Origin of the sequence: Gallaecimonas kandeliae (genome assembly GCF_030450055.1) — a bacterium.
GTDB classification, from domain to species: domain Bacteria; phylum Pseudomonadota; class Gammaproteobacteria; order Enterobacterales; family Gallaecimonadaceae; genus Gallaecimonas; species Gallaecimonas kandeliae.
Genome location: NZ_CP118480.1, coordinates 20,160 through 39,637, shown reverse-complemented (window position 1 = coordinate 39,637; position 19,478 = coordinate 20,160). Strand labels below are relative to the sequence as shown.

Annotated in this window: 17 protein-coding genes and 3 rRNA genes; 8 read left to right on the top strand and 12 right to left on the bottom strand. The window is 58.5% G+C overall.

Going from position 1 to position 19,478, the window contains the following annotated elements; translation table 11 throughout:
• Positions 1 to 71: 71 nt before the first annotated feature.
• Positions 72 to 1,334, bottom strand: a complete 1,263-nt coding sequence (yjeH, locus tag PVT67_RS00175; protein ID WP_301496558.1) for an L-methionine/branched-chain amino acid transporter — start codon at positions 1,332 to 1,334, stop codon at positions 72 to 74.
• 196 nt (positions 1,335 to 1,530) lie between these two features.
• Here yjeH and PVT67_RS00170 point away from each other — a divergent pair, with 196 nt between their 5' ends.
• Together PVT67_RS00170 and PVT67_RS00165 are read left to right on the top strand one after the other, a co-directional pair.
• Complete coding sequence (locus PVT67_RS00170) at positions 1,531 to 1,950, top strand: Lrp/AsnC family transcriptional regulator (protein WP_301496555.1); 420 nt, start codon at positions 1,531 to 1,533, stop codon at positions 1,948 to 1,950.
• A gap of 52 nt (positions 1,951 to 2,002) precedes the next feature.
• Complete coding sequence (locus PVT67_RS00165) at positions 2,003 to 2,617, top strand: hypothetical protein (RefSeq protein ID WP_301496553.1); 615 nt, start codon at positions 2,003 to 2,005, stop codon at positions 2,615 to 2,617.
• Positions 2,618 to 3,222: 605 nt separating this feature from the next.
• On the opposite strand, the gene rrf is transcribed toward PVT67_RS00165, so the two are convergent.
• From rrf to PVT67_RS00150, 3 genes are all read right to left on the bottom strand, one after another.
• A 5S ribosomal RNA gene (gene rrf / locus PVT67_RS00160) occupies positions 3,223 to 3,337 on the bottom strand.
• 114 nt (positions 3,338 to 3,451) lie between these two features.
• Positions 3,452 to 6,341 (bottom strand): 23S ribosomal RNA (locus PVT67_RS00155).
• Between the two features lie 336 nt (positions 6,342 to 6,677).
• Positions 6,678 to 8,214, bottom strand: a 16S ribosomal RNA gene (locus PVT67_RS00150).
• The 16S, 23S and 5S rRNA genes sit together here, the layout of an rRNA operon.
• Positions 8,215 to 8,615: 401 nt before the next feature.
• Between PVT67_RS00150 and PVT67_RS00145 the strand changes: the two genes are divergently transcribed.
• Complete coding sequence (locus tag PVT67_RS00145; RefSeq protein WP_301496550.1) at positions 8,616 to 9,143, top strand: gamma carbonic anhydrase family protein; 528 nt, start codon at positions 8,616 to 8,618, stop codon at positions 9,141 to 9,143.
• Here the strand turns inward: PVT67_RS00145 and PVT67_RS00140 are convergent.
• Complete coding sequence (locus tag PVT67_RS00140) at positions 9,140 to 9,391, bottom strand: hypothetical protein (RefSeq protein ID WP_301496548.1); 252 nt, start codon at positions 9,389 to 9,391, stop codon at positions 9,140 to 9,142. The genes PVT67_RS00145 and PVT67_RS00140 overlap by 4 nt on opposite strands.
• Positions 9,388 to 10,191, bottom strand: a complete 804-nt coding sequence (aroE, locus tag PVT67_RS00135) for a shikimate dehydrogenase (protein WP_301496546.1) — start codon at positions 10,189 to 10,191, stop codon at positions 9,388 to 9,390. The genes PVT67_RS00140 and aroE overlap by 4 nt, the downstream gene beginning before the upstream one ends.
• A 32-nt stretch (positions 10,192 to 10,223) precedes the next feature.
• Between aroE and PVT67_RS00130 the strand changes: the two genes are divergently transcribed.
• The gene (locus PVT67_RS00130) at positions 10,224 to 10,625 is read left to right on the top strand and encodes a group II truncated hemoglobin (RefSeq protein ID WP_301496544.1); all 402 of its coding nucleotides are present in this window, start codon (positions 10,224 to 10,226) and stop codon (positions 10,623 to 10,625) included.
• Positions 10,626 to 10,658: 33 nt separating this feature from the next.
• On the opposite strand, the gene hemF is transcribed toward PVT67_RS00130, so the two are convergent.
• The 3 genes from hemF to PVT67_RS00115 are packed head-to-tail and all read right to left on the bottom strand — an operon-like array spanning position 10,659 to position 12,747.
• Positions 10,659 to 11,570 (bottom strand): oxygen-dependent coproporphyrinogen oxidase, encoded by a 912-nt coding sequence (gene hemF / locus PVT67_RS00125; protein ID WP_301496542.1) that lies wholly within the window; start codon positions 11,568 to 11,570, stop codon positions 10,659 to 10,661.
• A 1-nt stretch (position 11,571) separates the two neighbouring features.
• Entirely contained in the window at positions 11,572 to 12,126 is a 555-nt protein-coding gene (gene tsaC / locus PVT67_RS00120; RefSeq protein WP_301496540.1) for an L-threonylcarbamoyladenylate synthase type 1 TsaC, read from the bottom strand.
• A 54-nt stretch (positions 12,127 to 12,180) separates the two neighbouring features.
• Positions 12,181 to 12,747, bottom strand: coding sequence for a DNA topoisomerase family protein (locus PVT67_RS00115; protein WP_301496538.1), 567 nt, complete (start codon positions 12,745 to 12,747; stop codon positions 12,181 to 12,183).
• A 69-nt stretch (positions 12,748 to 12,816) separates the two neighbouring features.
• Here PVT67_RS00115 and PVT67_RS00110 point away from each other — a divergent pair, with 69 nt between their 5' ends.
• Positions 12,817 to 13,914: a 2OG-Fe(II) oxygenase gene (locus PVT67_RS00110; protein ID WP_301496535.1), complete on the top strand. Its 1,098-nt coding sequence runs from the start codon at positions 12,817 to 12,819 to the stop codon at positions 13,912 to 13,914.
• On the opposite strand, the gene PVT67_RS00105 is transcribed toward PVT67_RS00110, so the two are convergent.
• From PVT67_RS00105 to PVT67_RS00095, 3 genes are read right to left on the bottom strand one after another with little or no spacing between them, the layout of a single operon-like run.
• A complete protein-coding gene (locus PVT67_RS00105) occupies positions 13,906 to 14,379 on the bottom strand; it encodes a DUF494 family protein (RefSeq protein WP_301496533.1) in 474 nt (157 codons plus the stop codon). The two genes, PVT67_RS00110 and PVT67_RS00105, sit on opposite strands and share 9 nt — an antisense overlap.
• Entirely contained in the window at positions 14,372 to 15,448 is a 1,077-nt protein-coding gene (gene dprA, locus PVT67_RS00100; protein ID WP_301496531.1) for a DNA-processing protein DprA, read from the bottom strand. Before dprA ends, PVT67_RS00105 begins: the two co-directional genes overlap by 8 nt.
• 2 nt (positions 15,449 to 15,450) lie before the next feature.
• Positions 15,451 to 16,551 carry a LysM peptidoglycan-binding domain-containing protein gene (locus PVT67_RS00095; RefSeq protein WP_301496529.1) on the bottom strand — a complete coding sequence of 367 codons (1,101 nt, stop codon included), beginning with the start codon at positions 16,549 to 16,551 and terminating at the stop codon, positions 15,451 to 15,453.
• Positions 16,552 to 16,694: 143 nt separating this feature from the next.
• On the opposite strand from PVT67_RS00095, the gene def reads away from it, so the two are divergent.
• The 3 genes from def to rsmB are packed head-to-tail and all read left to right on the top strand — an operon-like array spanning position 16,695 to position 19,456.
• Positions 16,695 to 17,216, top strand: a complete 522-nt coding sequence (gene def / locus PVT67_RS00090) for a peptide deformylase (protein WP_301496527.1) — start codon at positions 16,695 to 16,697, stop codon at positions 17,214 to 17,216.
• Positions 17,217 to 17,225: 9 nt separating this feature from the next.
• Positions 17,226 to 18,164 carry a methionyl-tRNA formyltransferase gene (gene fmt / locus PVT67_RS00085; protein ID WP_301496525.1) on the top strand — a complete coding sequence of 313 codons (939 nt, stop codon included), beginning with the start codon at positions 17,226 to 17,228 and terminating at the stop codon, positions 18,162 to 18,164.
• Positions 18,161 to 19,456, top strand: coding sequence for a 16S rRNA (cytosine(967)-C(5))-methyltransferase RsmB (gene rsmB / locus PVT67_RS00080; RefSeq protein WP_301496522.1), 1,296 nt, complete (start codon positions 18,161 to 18,163; stop codon positions 19,454 to 19,456). Before fmt ends, rsmB begins: the two co-directional genes overlap by 4 nt.
• Positions 19,457 to 19,478 lie beyond the last annotated feature (22 nt).

Here is a 19,478-nt window from a genome sequence, read left to right as displayed (position 1 = left end):
CATCGAAGAAAGTCCAAGCCTACCGGGGCCAGGGCCCGGACACCAGCCCTGATGCCTGCCGCCGCCCGGGATCAGGTCTCCACCAGGGGGCTTTGCCTGCGAGAGCGCAAGCGCCCCAGTACCAAGAAGAGTGCTAAGAAGCTCAAGGCGTAGAACATCTGCCAGCCCAGCACCACCAAGGTCAGGACGCAAAGCAGGGTGCTGAAGCCTGCCAGCCAGCGCCATACCCCATCCAGCAAAACCCAGCCTGCCGCCATGCTCAGCAGGTAAACCAGGATAAAGTTGCCGTTGGCGTAGCGGATGAGCTCGGCGATGGACAGGGACTGCCACCAGGCCAGGACCGTGAAGAGGCAACTGGCCAGTATCACCACCATCAAAGCCCGGGCCGGGACGCCGCTGCTGTTGCGGCTGGCCAGCGCGGCAGGCAACTTACCCTCGTCGGCCAGGCTCCACAGCAATCGGGCAAAGCCCTGCATGTAAATGTTGATGGAGGCAAAGCAGGCCAGGTAGCCGACCAGGGCGGCCAGCCACTTGGCCTTCTCCCCCAATAGCAGGCTGACGAGCTGCGGTAGTGAGGTGCCGTTGGCCTGCTCGTCGCCGAAGGTGCCAAAACTCAATACCGCCACCGAACAGGCCCAATAGACCAGGCCGGCCAGCAGCACACCGCACAGCAGTGCCAGGGGGAAATCCCGCTGGGGGTTCTTGAACTCTTCTCCCAGGTGGGCGAAGGCTTCGATGCCGACAAAACACCAGAACATCACGGCCAGGGCGGCCGGGATGGCCTGCCAGTCAATGCCCACAACGGGTAACAGCGGTTGCTGGGCCTTGGGCAAGTCACCAAACCACCAGAAGCTGGCCACCATGGCCAGGATCAGGATGGCGATAGCCGTCTGCACCAGGCCTGAGGCCCGGGCCGGATGCAGGCCCAGCAGCCACATCAAACCCAGGGTGCCCAGCTGCACCAAGAGCACCATGGCCGGGGGCAGATCGAAGAGCGCATGGAGGAAACCGGTAGCAATATTGAGGGCTGCTGGCAGCCCCACCGGCATCACAGCCAGGAACAGAAAAGCGACCGCCTGTTCCATCCGGCCTCCAAAGGCCCTGCCGATCAGGTGTGGCGCGCCGCCGGCATGGGGATAGCGCCTGCCCAACTGGGCGAAGGTAAAGGCGATAGGCAGCACCAAGAAGATCAACAGCAGCCAGGCCCAGAGGGATGCCTGCCCCGCTATGGCTGCCGCTACTGCCGGCACTATGAAGATGCCCGTTCCCAGCAGGGATGTGGTCAACAGCCCTACGCCCTGTGGCAGGCTCAATTCCTTGTTCAAACGGCTCATGGCTGGACTCCTTGGTAGGCCTGAAACAAACAACGGGAAAGGCACGGCCGCCTCCCGTATTCCGATCTGGGGTGCTGCTATAGTAATCGCCTTGCCAGACCCAAGGTGCTGGCAGAGCGTCGGCAATGGCCGGCATAGTGACGGAAAAGGCCGGCAGGATGAACAGGCCAACCGGGACAAAAGCCGAAGGAAGACCATGGATAAATTCGACCAGCAGATCATCGCCCTCCTGCGCAAAGACGCCAGGATGGCTGTAACCCAGATAGCCAGGGAAGTCAGCCTGTCCCGCAGCGCCGTCAGCGAACGCATCCAACAGTTGGAAAGCCAGGGCATCATCCTTGGCTACCATGCCCAGGTAGCGGCACCGGGGCAACCGACGGTCAAAGCCTACCTGGAGCTCTTTTATAAGGAGCACCGCTGCGAAGACTATGTCGCCCTGATGCGAGCCCACCCCGAGATCAAGCGCTGCAGGGCCATCAGTGGCGAAACCGACATGCTGGTCTACGTCGAAGCCGCCACCATGGAACGCCTGATCGAGGTCCGCGCCGTCATCGAGCAATACCCGAAGATGCAGCGGGTCAAAACCCACATGGTGATGAAGGAGTGGGAGTTTTAACGCCTCCCTTCCTTCAACGCACGAGTAAAGCGACACAAATAAGAAGAATGGAATGACACTGATGAAAGGAAAAATCGCCGTGGCAGCCATAATGCTGACTACCTCGGCCAACGTTACAGCAGATGTGACCGCCCCCCAGCCTCAGTATGAAGAATTTTTCCGAGGCAGCTACTACCTCCTGCTACCTAAAGGCTGGGAACTGAAGCAATACAAGAATACCCCCGTTTACAGTTCCCCCTCTGATGATAAAGGTCTTTATGTCTTCACAATGAAGTCCCCTAGTACCGATCAGGGAGACTTCATCCAAGAACGCTACCAAGCCTTTTTAAAGCATAATGAGGCATGTTGTAGCGCCAGCCAACTCGCGGTAAAGCGTATCCCCGGGCAGGGGTTCAGCAGCTATGTATTCAGCGCCCATAGCAAGCCGAACGGCAAGTTGGGCGATTATCGCGAAGTAGAATTGGGTTACAAAATAAAAGATCATTTCATACTGCTTTCCTACGCAGATTATGATTGCCAAAGCCCTAGCTGCTCAGATGACATTATCGCGTTGCTGTCTGAGAAATTTGAGGTTTATCAGGAGGGTAAGATTTATAACCTCAAAGGCAAGACCAATAAGGAATACCTGCCTGCCCCGGCAGATAAGCTTTTCATTCCCAGTAAGTAGCCCCCCTTGCGGCTTCTACTCCGCCAGAAGCCGCATCAAGACAATTTCCAACCACTTGCACTGGTCCCCATGGCCGCTATTGAAAGCAAGGAAGTAGCCAGCTGCAGGCTAAGATTTTTGTTTTGTGAGGCAGACCGGCTCTCCCATGACGACAACGGTGCCGGAGTATGCGCTTGGACGTGAGTAGCATGTGGTTGTTCGCAGGGGGAGTTCTTGGAGCAGAATAACCGAAGCACTACCAGGCGGTGGCCTGCTCAGGGGCAAGCCCTTCGCGCGGCAAGCCTGAGCCAGTGCCACCGGCACTGCCTCTCGCTGCGCGACCGGCTTTGCGCCCTCCTCTCACATGGTATTGAAGCGGCCGTTGGCCGCGCTGTTGATGTCACCATGTGAGCTTGTCGAAGCTGCATCACAGGGCGACCAAATCGTCGGGAACGATTTGGAACATCGGCGCTTGCGACGATGGCCCGTAGGGCGAGCGCCAGGGATGGCGCGCGTCATGCCACACCGCGCTAGCGGCGGTGGCCGTGATGTGAGAGGTGGGCGCCGTCAGGCGCTATAAACGAAAAAACCCCAGCCATTAGGCTGGGGTTCTTCGTTTATTAGGTGCCTGGCGGTGACCTACTCTCACATGGCGAATGCCACACTACCATCGGCGCGGCTGCGTTTCACTTCTGAGTTCGGAATGGGTTCAGGTGGTTCCACAGCGCTATTGCCGCCAGGCGAATTCATTTAAGTCCGCCCTTGCGGGCCAACTTATTCAATTCGGATTAGCTGATAACAATGCTTTGAGTTTCTCGCCTTCTTTGGCGTCCTACAAAACCCTTTGGGTGTTGTATGGTTAAGCCGCACGGGCAATTAGTACTGGTTAGCTCAACGTATCACTACGCTTACACACCCAGCCTATCAACGTCGTAGTCTTCAACGACCCTTTAGGAGACTCGAAGTCTCAGGGATGACTCATCTCAGGGCTCGCTTCCCGCTTAGATGCTTTCAGCGGTTATCGATTCCGAACTTAGCTACCGGGCAGTGCCACTGGCGTGACAACCCGAACACCAGAGGTTCGTTCACTCCGGTCCTCTCGTACTAGGAGCAACTCCCTTCAATCATCCAACGCCCACGGCAGATAGGGACCGAACTGTCTCACGACGTTCTGAACCCAGCTCGCGTACCACTTTAAATGGCGAACAGCCATACCCTTGGGACCGACTTCAGCCCCAGGATGTGATGAGCCGACATCGAGGTGCCAAACACCGCCGTCGATATGAACTCTTGGGCGGTATCAGCCTGTTATCCCCGGAGTACCTTTTATCCGTTGAGCGATGGCCCTTCCATTCAGAACCACCGGATCACTATGACCTACTTTCGTACCTGCTCGACGTGTCAGTCTCGCAGTTAAGCTGGCTTATGCCATTGCACTAACCTCCTGATGTCCGACCAGGATTAGCCAACCTTCGTGCTCCTCCGTTACTCTTTGGGAGGAGACCGCCCCAGTCAAACTACCCACCAGACACTGTCCTCAACCCGGATAACGGGTCTAAGTTAGAACATCAAACATACCAGGGTGGTATTTCAAGGTTGGCTCCACCAGAACTGGCGTCCTGGTTTCATAGCCTCCCACCTATCCTACACAAGTAGGCTCAATGTTCAGTGTCAAGCTGTAGTAAAGGTTCACGGGGTCTTTCCGTCTAGCCGCGGGTACACTGCATCTTCACAGCGAATTCAATTTCACTGAGTCTCGGGTGGAGACAGCGTGGCCATGGTTACACCATTCGTGCAGGTCGGAACTTACCCGACAAGGAATTTCGCTACCTTAGGACCGTTATAGTTACGGCCGCCGTTTACCGGGGCTTCGATCAAGAGCTTCACCTTACGGCTAACCCCATCAATTAACCTTCCGGCACCGGGCAGGTGTCACACCGTATACGTCCTCTTTCGAGTTTGCACAGTGCTGTGTTTTTGATAAACAGTCCCAGCCACCTGGTCACTGCGACTCTCGTCTGCTTACGGAGCAAGTCCTTCACAAACAAGAGCGTACCTTCTCCCGAAGTTACGGTACTATTTTGCCTAGTTCCTTCACCCGAGTTCTCTCAAGCGCCTTGGTATTCTCTACCTGACCACCAGTGTTGGTTTGGGGTACGGTTCCTATGCAACTGAAGCTTAGAGGCTTTTCCTGGAAGCGTGGCATCAACAGCTTCGTCACCGTAGTGACTCGTCTCGTGTCTCGACTTATAGGGACCCGGATTTGCCTAAGTCCCCAGCCTACGCACTTTCACATGGACAACCAACGCCATGCCTGCCTAGCCTTCTCCGTCCCCCATCGCATTGCATAGAAGTACAGAAATATTAATCTGTTTCCCATCGACTACGGCTTTCGCCCTCGCCTTAGGAGCCGACTCACCCTGCCCCGATTAACGTTGGACAGGAACCCTTGGTCTTCCGGCGAGCGGGTTTTTCACCCGCTTTAACGTTACTCATGTCAGCATTCGCACTTCTGATACCTCCAGCATGCCTCCCGACACACCTTCACAGGCTTACAGAACGCTCCTCTACCGCTCACACAGTGTGTGAACCCGTAGCTTCGGTGCATAGCTTAGCCCCGTTACATCTTCCGCGCAGACCGACTCGACTAGTGAGCTATTACGCTTTCTTTAAAGGGTGGCTGCTTCTAAGCCAACCTCCTAGCTGTCTAAGCCTTTCCACATCGTTTCCCACTTAGCTATGACTTTGGGACCTTAGCTGACGGTCTGGGTTGTTTCCCTTTTGACGACGGACGTTAGCACCCGCCGTCTGTCTCCCGGATAGTACTCTTGGGTATTCGGAGTTTGCATGGGTTTGGTAAGTCGGGATGACCCCCTAGCCCAAACAGTGCTCTACCCCCCAAGGTATTCGTCCGAGGCGCTACCTAAATAGCTTTCGAGGAGAACCAGCTATCTCCCGGTTTGATTGGCCTTTCACCCCTAATCACAGGTCATCCCCTACTTTTGCAACAGTAGTGGGTTCGGTCCTCCAGTACCTGTTACGGCACCTTCAACCTGCCCATGACTAGATCACCGGGTTTCGGGTCTATACCTTGCGACTGGACGCCCAGTTAAGACTCGGTTTCCCTACGGCTCCCTATTCGGTTAACCTCGCCACAAACTGTGAGTCCCTGACCCTTTATACAAAGGGTACCCAGTCACCCCGAAGGGCTCCTACTGCTTGTACGTACAGGGTTTCAGGTTCTATTTCACTCCCCTCGCCGGGGTTCTTTTCGCCTTTCCCTCACGGTACTGGTTCACTATCGGTCAGTTGGGAGTATTTAGCCTTGGAGGATGGTCCCCATATTCAGTCAAGATACCACGTGTCCCGACCTACTCATCGTATGCAACAATACCTGGCATTTCATGTACGGGACTATCACCCTGTGTCGTCGGCCTTTCCATACCGTTCCACTATACCAAGCACTGATAAACACACTGGGCTCTTTCCCGTTCGCTCGCCGCTACTGAGGAAATCTCGTTTGATTTCTTTTCCTCGGGGTACTTAGATGTTTCAGTTCTCCCGGTTCGCCTCATTACGCTATGTATTCACGTAATGATACTTGCTTATGCAAGTGGGTTTCCCCATTCGGAAATCATTGGCTCAAGCGGTTCTTATCACCTCACCAATGCTTATCGCAGATTAGCACGTCCTTCATCGCCTCCAACTGCCTAGGCATCCACCCTGTACGCTTAGTCACTTAACCATACAACCCCGAAGGGTTTCGCTGCGCCTGCCTCGTCTCTGACGGCGTTGGCTTCCTCATTTGGTCAGTCATGTACCGAAGTACATTCCCTCCCGCATTCGTCGCCGGCCTTGTCAGACCCGGGCAATGCTTGCGAACCATAAACAGCAACGTTAATGCCGTTATGTCGTATGTGACTAACACCTGGTTTTCGCCGGACGCTCAAAGTAAATTGAGAATCTCGTTTAAATTGCAGTGTTATCAGCTTTCCGAATTGTTAAAGAACAAGAAAGCCTGCTCGAGAGCAGGCTTTCCAAGTAATCTGTGTGGACACTGCGCAGCGGCAGTCTCTTTTAGTAAGGAGGTGATCCAGCCGCAGGTTCCCCTACGGCTACCTTGTTACGACTTCACCCCAGTCATGAACCACACCGTGGTAAACGCCCTCCCGAAGGTTAAGCTATCTACTTCTGGTGCAGCCCACTCCCATGGTGTGACGGGCGGTGTGTACAAGGCCCGGGAACGTATTCACCGCAGCATTCTGATCTGCGATTACTAGCGATTCCGACTTCACGGAGTCGAGTTGCAGACTCCGATCCGGACTACGACGCGCTTTATGAGATCCGCTCACTGTCGCCAGCTTGCATCCCTCTGTACGCGCCATTGTAGCACGTGTGTAGCCCTACTCGTAAGGGCCATGATGACTTGACGTCGTCCCCACCTTCCTCCGGTTTATCACCGGCAGTCTCCTTTGAGTTCCCGCCATTACGCGCTGGCAACAAAGGACAAGGGTTGCGCTCGTTGCGGGACTTAACCCAACATTTCACAACACGAGCTGACGACAGCCATGCAGCACCTGTCTCAGAGTTCCCGAAGGCACCAATCCATCTCTGGAAAGTTCTCTGGATGTCAAGAGTAGGTAAGGTTCTTCGCGTTGCATCGAATTAAACCACATGCTCCACCGCTTGTGCGGGCCCCCGTCAATTCATTTGAGTTTTAACCTTGCGGCCGTACTCCCCAGGCGGTCAACTTAACGCGTTAGCTCCGGAGTCCACGTTTCAAGAACACAAACTCCAAGTTGACATCGTTTACGGCGTGGACTACCAGGGTATCTAATCCTGTTTGCTCCCCACGCTTTCGCACCTGAGCGTCAGTCTTTGGCCAGGGGGTCGCCTTCGCCACTGATGTTCCTTCCGATCTCTACGCATTTCACCGCTACACCGGAAATTCCACCCCCCTCTCCAAGACTCTAGTTAGCCAGTCTTAAATGCAATTCCCAGGTTAAGCCCGGGGCTTTCACATCTAACTTAACTAACCGCCTGCGTGCGCTTTACGCCCAGTAATTCCGATTAACGCTTGCACCCTCCGTATTACCGCGGCTGCTGGCACGGAGTTAGCCGGTGCTTCTTCTGCGAGTAACGTCACAGGAACCAGGTATTAACTAGCACCCTTTCCTCCTCGCTGAAAGTGCTTTACAACCCGAAGGCCTTCTTCACACACGCGGCATGGCTGGATCAGGCTTGCGCCCATTGTCCAATATTCCCCACTGCTGCCTCCCGTAGGAGTCTGGGCCGTGTCTCAGTCCCAGTGTGGCTGATCATCCTCTCAGACCAGCTAGGGATCGTCGCCTTGGTGAGCCGTTACCTCACCAACTAGCTAATCCCACGTAGGCGCATCCGATAGCAAGAGGCCCGAAGGTCCCCCTCTTTGGTCCGTAGACATCATGCGGTATTAGCCATCGTTTCCAATGGTTATCCCCCACTATCGGGCAGCTCCCTACGCATTACTCACCCGTCCGCCGCTCTCAAGGGAAGCAAGCTCCCCTCTACCGCTCGACTTGCATGTGTTAAGCCTGCCGCCAGCGTTCAATCTGAGCCATGATCAAACTCTTCAATTAAAAGCGTTTGATGCTCAATGAATTGCTGAAGTGTTGAACACTCAACTTCATCGAGTAAATCTCAATATTTCGAGAACTTACCCTCTGCGAGTGCCCACACAGATTACTTGGATTCTATTGTTAAAGAGCGTCGCTCTGCTCGAGCGAGGAGGTGTATCTTACACCCCTGAGATTCGATGTCAATACCTGAATCTCAAAAAAACTTAAGTTAACACGTTGTTATCTCTCAAGTTTTTTACCTTTGGGATTCGGCTTTCTTCGCTGACGTCCCGCTGGTGGAGTGGCATTATAGGGAGCGCGCGCGGCGCTGCAAGGGCTATTTGAAAGTTTTCTTTCAACCGCTGCTTTATTGAACGAAGCACCGCAAAATCGTCGTTATTTCCATCAAAGAAGGGGCCTTTATGAGCCTGGAAGCCTACAAGGGCATAGTGCCCAGCCTGTCTGAAGGCGTTTTTGTCCACGAAAGTGCCGTACTGGTGGGCGACATCCATATAGGAAAGGACAGTTCCATCTGGCCATTGGTGGCCGGCCGGGGCGACGTCAACCATATCCACATCGGTGAACGCTCCAATGTGCAGGACGGCTCAGTGCTGCATGTGACCCGTAAACATAAGGAAGTGCCGGAAGGTTATCCCCTCATCATCGGAGACGATGTCACTGTCGGGCATAAGTGCATGCTGCACGGCTGCCAGCTCGGCAACCGCATACTGGTGGGCATGGGTGCCATCGTCATGGACGGTGTCGTGGTAGAAGATGATGTGATCATCGGCGCCGGCAGCCTGGTACCGCCAGGCAAGCGCCTGGCGTCCGGCTATCTCTATGTGGGCTCACCGGTAAAACAAGCCAGGCCGCTGAACGAGGGGGAGCGCACTTTCCTGGCTGTCTCCGCCGACAACTATGTGCGCCTCAAGGATGAGTACCTCGGTTAATCGAAGTGCAGTTCGCCCTGGACGTCCAGGGCCTCTGCGCCTATGGCCTCTTCTATGACTTCTTCCATGCGCAGTTGCTCGCGGTTGATGAGGTCTTCCGCTTGGGCAACCACCAGTTGGCTTTCATCAAACCAGCTGGGGTGGAAGTAACAGGGCACCCGCCAGCCGTTGATGGTGACATCCAGGCGAATGGCGCCACTGGCTTCGTCGAAGACGGCAGACTCCAGGAACTGGATGGACTGGTTCATAGGCTCTCCTTCATTTCTGCCAGCACTTGTTGCCAGTCTGGGCGAACCCCGCGCCATTGATAGAAGCTCTCGGCTCCCTGGGCTACCAGCATGCCAAGACCATCGGCGCTGGCCTTGGCCCCCTGTGCCCTGGCCCAGTGCTCAAAGGCAGTGCCGCCTTTGCGGTACACCAAATCATAGGCCAGGCTGGCGCCCATCATGGCATCGGCAGGGACAGCTGGCACTTCGTCATGGAGGGAACTGGAGGTGGCGTTGATGACCAGGTCAAAATGTTGGCCAGCCAAGCCAGCATAAGAAGAAGCCTGAATGGGGAACTGTTCTGCCAGGCGCCGCGCCTTGTCAAAGGTGCGATTGGCCAAGATCAGCCTGGCCGGCTGCCTTTCTAGCAAAGGCCCCAAGATGCCGCGGCTGGCCCCACCCGCACCCAGTACCAGTACCCTCTTACCCTTGGGGTCGGCGCCCAGGCGCAGCAGATCCGCGACCAAACCTACGCCATCGGTGTTGTCCCCCAGCCAAGTGCCGTCAGCCCGGCGAATCAAGGTGTTGACCGCCCCTGCCTGGCGGGCCCTGGCCGTCAGGCCATCCGCCAGCGCAAAGGCCTCCTCCTTGAAGGGCACTGTGACGTTGGCCCCTTTGAGGCCTGCCGCCGCCAGCGCCGTCAGGGTCTGACCGAAGCCGTCCAGGGGTGCCAGGGTACGGTCATACTTGATATGCTGCCCGGCCAGTTCAGCAAACCTGGCCTGCATCCAAGGGGAGCGGCTGTGCTCCACCGGGTTGCCGATCACTGTGTAGAGGTCCATTGCTAAGCATGTTCAAGTGGTTGAAACGCAAGATGAGCATACCAGAACATCCGACGCCGGAGCGTACCCCTTACCAGATGCTGGGGGGCGAAGCGGCGGTGCGCCGCCTGGCCAACCGCTTTTACGACATCATGGAAACGGATCCAGTAGCCACCGAGCTGCTGGCCATCCACCCCCAGCCGCTGGATGCCATACGCCAGAAGTTCTTCGAGTTTCTGTCCGGCTGGCTGGGCGGCCCTGCCCTCTTCGAAGAAAAATACGGCCACCCCAGGCTGCGGGCACGGCACCTGCCTTTCACCGTCAACCAGCAACTGCGCGATCAATGGATGCACTGCATGGACAAGGCCATGGCAGAGGTGGTGGAGAACCCTCAGTTGCGTGAAGCTCTACACAACGCCCTCGCCCCTCTGGCAACCCACATGATCAACCAGTAAAGAAGGCGGCCTGGGCCGCCTTCTTTATCTTCTTTATTCCGACAACCAATCGCGGGGGCGCAGGTAGTCCTGCAAGGCCGCCTCTGGACTGCCCGGCGCAGGCTGGTAGCAGTATTCCCAGCGCGCCAAGGGCGGCATGGACATCAGTATGCTCTCGGTGCGGCCGCCGGTTTGTAGGCCGAAGAGGGTCCCCCTGTCCCAAACCAGGTTGAACTCCACGTAGCGGCCACGGCGGTAAAGCTGGAACTGCCGCTCGGCCTCGCCGTAAGGGGTGTCCTTGCGCTTTTCGATGATCGGCAGGTAGGCCTGGCAATAACCCTTGCCCACCGCCTGCATGAAGGCAAAGCAGCGCTCGAAGTCCCATTGGTTGAGGTCGTCAAAGAAGAGCCCCCCTACCCCACGGGTCTCCCCCCTGTGCTTGAGGGAGAAGTAGTCATCACACCAGGCCTTGTACCTGGGGTAGACGGCTTCGCCGAAGGGCGCGCAGAGGTCCTTAGCCACCTGGTGCCAATGCTTGACGTCCTCCAGCACCGGGTAGAAAGGGGTGAGGTCGAAGCCGCCACCGAACCACCAGATAGGCTCCTCTCCTTCCTTCTCGGCGATAAAGAAACGGACATTGGCATGGCTGGTGGGCACATGGGGGTTGTGGGGGTGGATCACCAGGCTGACACCGACGGCGTGGAAGCTGCGTCCCTCAAGCTCTGGCCTGTGGGCCGTTGCCGAGGCCGGCATGTTGTCACCAAAGACGTGGGAGAAATTGACCCCCCCTTGCTCTATGACGGCACCGCCGCTCAGCACCCGGGTGCGGCCACCGCCGCCGCCCGGCCTTTCCCAGCTATCTTCGATGAAACGGGCCTGGCCGTCGGCGGATTCCAGCTGGGCACAGATATCGTCCTGCAAGGCCAGCAGAAAGGCCTTGACCTCTTCCAGTCGCGGATGGCTCATCTCACCCCCTCAGTTGTTCACCTGTGATGGCGTCAAAGATGGAGGTAGGCTTGTCCAGGCCGCCCACTTCACCATCCACCACCAGCACGGCGTCACCAAACTGCTGGCGAACGGCCTCGGCGGTCAGCAGCGGCGGCTCGCCGGCCTTGTTGCAGCTGGTGGAGACCAGGGGCTTGCCGTAGGCGTCACAGAGGCTGCGAACCAGGGGATGATCACTGACGCGCACGGCCAGGCTGTCATGATCGCCCTTGAGCCAGAAAGGCACCTCAGCCTTGGCCGGCATGACCCAGGTCACAGGCCCGGGCCAGCGGGAGAAGACGGCGAAACGGCGGTCCTGGGGAATGTCGTTGTCACGGATAAACCTCAAGGCCTGGGAATAGCTGGCCGCCACCAGGATCAAGCCCTTGGCCGGGTCCCGTTCCTTGAGCGCCAACAGCGCCCGTACCGCCTCCTCATTGTCCGGATCGCAACCAAGGCCAAACACGGCCTCGGTGGGGTAGGCGATAAGGCCGCCGTTTTGCAGGTGTTCGATAACAGCGTCGTACATGGTCAGCATCTGGTTGAATGATGATGCCTCATTCTAACCGCGACTGCGCCGCCGTTGCAGGGCTCAGTTGCTTTCCTCGACGATGTGGCCGCAGCCCTTGGCCGGGCATTGCAGCACGGCTTTGCCTCTAAGCGTCTTCTTCACCATCAACCCCCAGCCGCATTTCGGGCAGGACTGGGCCACGGGCGGGTCGTTCAGCACGTACTTGCAATGGGGGTATTGGTCGCAGCTGTAGAAGGTCTTGCCGAAGCGGTTAACCCGCTCCAAGAGTTCGCCTTTGTGGCAGGAAGGGCAAGGGGTGTCCGTATCCTTCTCGTCCTGATCCTCGGCGATGTAGTGGCAGGCAGGAAAGGCGGTGCAACCGATAAACATGCCGTAACGGCCCTGCTTCACCGCCAGGGGAGCGCCGCATTGTGGGCAGGACGCCTGGTCCAGCACCTTGAGGATGCTGGACTCCTGGCCCTTGAGGGGCTTGCTGTAATCGCAGGCAGGATAAGAGCTGCAGCCGATGAAACTGTGCTTGCCCACATGCCTTATCACCAACTTGCCACCACATTGAGGGCAGGGTCCGGCCACCTGGTCCAAGGCATGGGCCGAGGCGTCGAAGAGACTGTGGTCGATTTTGGACATGCACCACCTTTTAACAATGCCGTGACAAAGGTAAGGTTGAGGCTTGTTTGCCAAGATGCCTGCACAGCCATGCTCGACGCCCCAATACCGCCCCACATTCTAAACCAGATCCTGGCCCAAGCCGATGCTGGGGATACCAAGGCGCGGCAGCAGGCGGCCATGTTGTTGTCCTGCGCCCCTTTCGTGCCAGCTGACCTTCCGGCAGCCAAACGCTACCTGGCCGGGCAACCGATGCCGCCGGCCATCACCCTGAAAGTGGCCTATGGCACCAGCGACTGGGATGACGACAGGCTGTGCCAGGAGCTGCTGGCAAGCCAGAACCCGGAAATGACGCTCTTGGCGGCCTTGGTACTGGATTGCAGGGGGCAGCAAGATGAAGCCAGGACCCTCCTAAAAAGCTTGAACCCGAGTCAACTGCCGTTGCTTGGCTACCTGTTGTCCCATGTCGAGGATGACGCTGAAACCTGGCTGGCCAAGAGCCCGGCCCAGCATCCATTGGTACAAAGGCAGCGAGAGCTGTTGAAGACAGCCTTGCCGCAGCAAGCCGAAACCACTTCCCTGCCGGAAGGCATGTTGTTGTTGCCGGGCTTCATCAGCTCCATGGCCTGCGCCTACCTGCGCTGGACGGCAGCCCCCTGGCTGGCCCCGGCCCAGACCCTGGATCCGACCACTGGCCAACCCCTCAAGCATTTGGTACGCACCAATGGTTCCATGAGCTTCAGCTCAGGACTGGCCTGCCCTTTCGTGATCTGGCTGGAGCGACGTATCGCCACGGCGGTGGACCTGCCTGCCGACAGGCAGGAGAGCACAGGGGTATTGCACTACCAGCCGGGCCAGGCCTTCAAGCCCCACTTCGATGCCTTCGACACCAGCCAGGCTGGCGCCGAGCGGCTGCTGGCCGACGGCGGTCAACGGGCCAAGACGGTGCTGATCTACCTCAACGAGGACTTCACGGGGGGTGAAACGGACTTCCCCCGCCTGGACTTTCGCGTTCGGGGGCGGACGGGTGACCTGTTGGCCTTCGACAACGTCGACGCCGACGGCCAGCGGGAGGCGTTATCCCTTCATCAGGGACTGTCGACCGAAGCCGGTACCAAGTGGCTGCTGTCCAAGTGGATCAGGCAGCAAGCCACCGATCATGGCAGGCGCCTACACGGCTCAGTGTAAGTGCTCGCCCGGCTCTTCAAAGAGCAGGTTTTCCATCTTGGCGTAGGCATTTTCCTGGCCGGGTACGTTGAACAGCACCATCAGCACCACCCACTTGAGATCCTCGAGTGAGATGCTGGACTGTTCCAAGTCCATCAGCCGGTCGATGGCCATTTCCCGGGTTTCACCACTCAGCACCTGGATCTGCTCCAGGAACATCAGGAAACCGCGACACTGGGTGTCCAAGCGCAGCATTTCGTCCTGGGTGTAGACGCGGATGCTGTGCTGGGGAAGATTGACCAGGAAAGGGTGATCGCCGTTTTCTTGCAGTGCGGCCAAACGTTCCAACCAGGCCAGCGCCTTGAAGATCTCTTCATGGCGAAAGCCAGCCCTGGAAAGCTCGTCGGTGAGTTGCTCGTGGTCCATCATGACTTCCACTTCGGAATGGACATAGTTTTCGAACAAATACATGAGGACATCAAACATGCGACTGCCTCCTCTGTCTGACATACCCGCCCGGGACACGGCTCACAAGGCCAAGCATCTCCAGCTCGAGCAAATATGAGAGGACGACATCCACTTCCAACCGGGACCGTTCGACGATCAGGTCCAGCGGGGTGGTGTCATCTCCTACAGTATCCAGAACCGGATGTTCTGGCAACAACTCCACTTCGCTCACCTTCTGGATCGGCCGCTGCGCCCAGCCCTTGAGGGCCAGCAGCAGATCTTCGGGTTCCGTCACCAGGCCAGCGCCCTCCTTGAGCAACTGGTGGCACCCTTGAGCCTGGGGATTGAAAGGCGTTCCCGGTACCGCCAGGACCTCTCGACCGGCATCCGCCGCCAGGCGGGCCGTTATCAGGGACCCGGACTTTAGTCCCGCCTCCACCACCAGGGTCGCCAGAGACAGACCGGCGATGATGCGGTTGCGTTGCGGAAAGAGGGCCGGCAGTGCCGCCGTACCGGGTGGCATCTCGCTGACCAGCGCGCCCTGCGCGGCGATCTGCTCGAAAAGCGCTTGATGGCGCCTGGGGTAACACTGGTCCAGCCCCGTGGCCAAGACGGCGACGGTGGGAGCGCCCACCTTGAGAGCCAACTGGTGAGCCAGGCCGTCTATGCCAAGAGCCATGCCCGAGGTCAGGATCAGGCCGGCGGCCAGCAGCGGTTCCACTAGGCCCAGGGCACTTCGGCCGGCGGGGCTCGGCTTGCGGGTGCCCACCACCGCCAGTTGCGGGCTATCAAGCAGTTCAACCCGGCCCTTTACAAAGAGCCTGACCGGCGGCCAGGGACTCTCGGCCAGCAAGGCCGGATAATCGCTGTCGCCCAAGAACAGCAGCTGTACACCATCTCGCGCCATCCATGTCAGGATGTCGTCCACCCGCTGCCAGTCCAGTTGCCGACGCTTGGCCAGGAAAGCAGGAGGGACGCCGGCATCCAAGAGCTCGGCTTCGGACGCAGAAAGCAAAAACGCCGGTGACCAAGAGGCCAACCGGCGCCAGTTTGCAGCCCGGATGCCGGGCAGCAGGGACAAGGCCAACTGCTGCCTGGCACCGTTCATGGTCACTCCGGGTTGGTGGCCAGATCCATCTCCCGGATCGGCTTCTCAGCCTTGAGGATCAACGCCAGGCTCAGCTTGTCGAAGGTGCGGAACACCATCATCTGGCCTATGGCCTCGCTGGGCTGGGTCACTGTTTCTTCGTCAGAAGAGAACCAGCGGTCGAAGACACTGGCGTCTTCCTCGTACTCGGTCTTGTCTTTGACCAGCACCTTGGCCCCGTCCCGCTTCGCTTCAAGGACCATGCCGGGGTCGATGCCGTCGCGAGCCCCCTTGTCGAGGACCACCACGTCGTACTTGCCCAAGGCCCTGGTCTTGCGGGAAGAGTCGATGATACGGGCTTCCACCAGGGCACCTGGAGCATGAGGCTGGAAGTAGACCGGCAGGCTGTGATCGTCCAAGGGCAGCAGGTAATCGCCCTGGCTTATCTCACGCTCCACCTGCTCCACCTTCAAGGAAGCCAACTGGAAGCTCTGGGCATCTTCGTCGTCGCTGACCTTAAGGGTACGGACATCCATGGCCTTGACCACGGACACCAGTATCGCTTCGGTACCCAGGTCCTCGCCGGTCTTGGGATCGACGTAGCTGTTGCCCTTACGATAGACGCCATAGAGGCGGCCTTCGTCAATCTTGTCGCCCTTGGCGTACATCTCCATGCTGTCGGTCAGGCGCTTGGTACGGTCAGCACCACCTGTCACCCTGGGAGCCCCTTTCAGCAGGTCGTCGTCCACTATCTGCTGGTGGGTCAGGAAGGTACGGATCTGGTTTGTAGGCAGGGTGGGAATGGCCTTGTCCTTCTCTATCACCCGAGCGGTGGGCGACAGCTTGACCATGGGCTTGCGTACCAGTTGCGGCACACCATCGATGATCACCAGGCTCAGCTTATCGCCCGGGTAAATAAGGTGGGGGTTGTCCACCTGCTCGTTGGATTGCCAGAGTTTTGGCCAGAGCCAGGGGTTTTTCAGGTACTTGGCGGAGATGTCCCAGAGGGTATCCCCCTTCTTCACCACATAGGTCTTGGGAAAGTCATTCTTGAGTTGCAATTCGTCGGCGAAGGCAAGCCAGGCAACGGCCGCCGCAGCCAGTGCAAGCAGGATTTTTTTCATTTTTTTCGTCCTTTTACCAGCCCCTCGCTGGCAGCTGAGAACCTTGGTTGATTATTATGGCTGTCATTGCCAGGTTCAAATGGCTAAAATTACAGCATATCTATCTGGCTTCACACTCATATTAGCGCAGTAATCAGAAACTTATGGCAGTTCTTAACGTTTTGCACTACCCGGATGAGCGTCTTCGCACTGTGGCTAAACCGGTCGCCGAGGTCAATGATGCCATCCGCGAACTGGTCAGTGACATGTTCGACACCATGTATGACGAAAACGGTGTAGGCCTGGCCGCGACCCAGGTCAACGTCCATCTGCAGGTGGTGGTAATGGACGTTTCCGAAGAACGCAATGAGCGCCGCGTCTTCATCAATCCCCAGATCATATCCAAAGATGGCCAAGCCATGGGTGACGAGGGCTGCCTGTCCGTGCCCGGCAACTATGCCGAAGTGGAAAGGGCCGAGCACGTGGTGGTGAAGGCCCTGGACGAAAACGGCCAGGAGTTCACTCTGGAAGCCGAAGGCCTGCTGGCCGTCTGTGTCCAGCACGAGCTTGACCACCTCAAAGGCAAACTCTTCATCGACTACCTGTCTCCGCTCAAGCGCGAACGTATCCGCAAGAAGCTGGAGAAGGAAGCCCGCCAAGTAGCCCGTCAATCCATCAACGCCTGAGGGGCTCCCTTGGAAAAATTGCGCATCGTCTTCGCGGGCACGCCGGATTTCGCGGCCCGCCATTTGGCATCCCTGCTGGACAGCCAGCATCAAGTAGTGGCCGTCTTCACTCAACCCGACAGGCCGGCAGGCCGCGGCAAGAAGCTGACCCCCAGCCCAGTCAAGGTTCTGGCCGAGCAGCACAACATTCCCGTGCATCAACCCCAGAGCCTGAAAAAACCGGAAGGGCAGCTGGAGCTGGCCCAGTACCAGGCCGACGTCATGGTGGTGGTGGCCTACGGCCTGATCCTGCCCCAAGCGGTGCTGGACATGCCGCGCCTCGGCTGCCTCAATGTCCATGGCTCACTGCTGCCGCGTTGGCGCGGCGCCGCCCCCATCCAAAGGGCCATCTGGGCCGGCGACCTTGAGACAGGCGTCACCATAATGCAGATGGACAAGGGCCTGGATACCGGCGCCATGCTGGCCAAGGCCAGCCTGCCAATCACCGCCACCGACACTTCAGCCAGCCTCTACGACAAGCTGGCCGAGCTGGGCCCCAAGGCCCTGCTGGAGACCCTGGACCAGCTGGAAGGCCTCAAGGCCGAGCCCCAGGACGACAGTCAGGCCAACTATGCCGAGAAGCTCAGCAAGGAAGAGGCCCAGATCGACTGGCACCAGGGTGCCGCCTTCATCGAACGCAGCGTAAGGGCCTTCAACCCCTGGCCGGTCAGCCACTTCCAGTACCAGGATCAGTCCATCAAGGTATGGCAAGCCCAGGTACTGGACCAACAAAGCGACAAGGCCCCGGGCACTGTGCTGGCTGCCAGCAAGGCCGGCATCGATGTGGCAACGGGTGATGGCGTGCTGCGTATCACCCAACTGCAACTGCCGAACAAGAAGGCCATGGCCGCCGCCGATGTGCTCAACGCCCGCCAGGACTGGTTCCAAGCCGGAACAGTGCTGTCATGAGCGCCAAACTCCGCGCCCAGGGGGCCAGAGTGCTGGCCGCCGTGCTGGACGAGGGCCGCTCCCTGTCTGAGGCCCTGCCCCAGGCACAAAGCCAGTTGGCCAACCCCAAGGACAAGGCCCTGTTGCAGGCCCTCTGCTTTGGTACCCTTCGTCAGTACCGGCTGCTGGATGCCGCCCTCGGCAAGCTGATGGACAAACCCCTCAAGGGCAAGACCCGCATCCTGCACCAATTGCTGGTGCTGGGTCTCTACCAGCTGTTCTTCAGCCGCATCCCTGCCCACGCCGCCGTCGGCGAGACCGTTTCCGCCGCGCCGCTGCTGGGCCAGGCCAAGCTCAAGGGCCTGGTCAACGGTGTACTGCGCAACGCTGAACGCCAGGGTCAGACCCTGCTGGACGAGGCTGCCCGCAACAAGGCCGTGGCCAGCCTCCATCCGGACTGGCTGCTGGGCCGGCTGCGCAAGGCCTACCCCGACAGCTGGCAGGCCATCATCGACGCCAACAACAACCAGGCACCGCTCTGGCTGCGCTGTAACCAACGCAAGACCCAACGTGACCCATACCTGGCCAGGCTCAATGAAGCCGGGATTGAGACTGTAAGCGAAGACTCACTCCAAAATGCCTTTTACCTTGCAGAGGCCCAGGACGTCACTGCCCTGCCCGGCTTCAAGGATGGCGAAGTGAGCGTCCAGGACGGTGCCGCCCAACATGCCGCCGAGCTGCTGGCGCCCCAGGATGGGGAACGCATCCTCGACGCCTGCGCCGCCCCCGGCGGCAAGACGGCCCACCTGCTGGAACTGGCCGACGTGAAGGTCACTGCCCTTGATGTCAGCGAAAGCCGGCTGGTGCGGGTCCGCGAGAACTTGGACCGCCTGGGCTTCGAAGCCCGTCTGGTAACGGCCGACGCCAGCCAACAGGATTGGTGGGACGGCCAAGCCTTCGACCGTATCCTGCTGGACGCCCCCTGCTCCGCCACCGGCGTCATCCGCCGCCACCCGGACATCCGCTGGCTGCGCCGCGATAACGACATCAGGGAACTGGCGACCCTGCAGGCGCGTATTCTGGATAACTGCTGGACCATGCTGAAGCCGGGCGGCACCCTGCTCTACGCCACCTGCTCAGTGCTGCCGGAAGAAAACCGGGAGCAGATCAAAGCCTTCCTGGCCCGCACCCCGGACGCCCAGCTCCAGCCCATCCATGAGGGCGAAAGCGAGACGGCACCCGGCTGGCAACTGTTGCCAGGCGAGAGACAGATGGATGGCTTCTTCTATGCAAGGGTGCTAAAAAAGCCCTAGTCCAACCATATAAGCCCTTTTG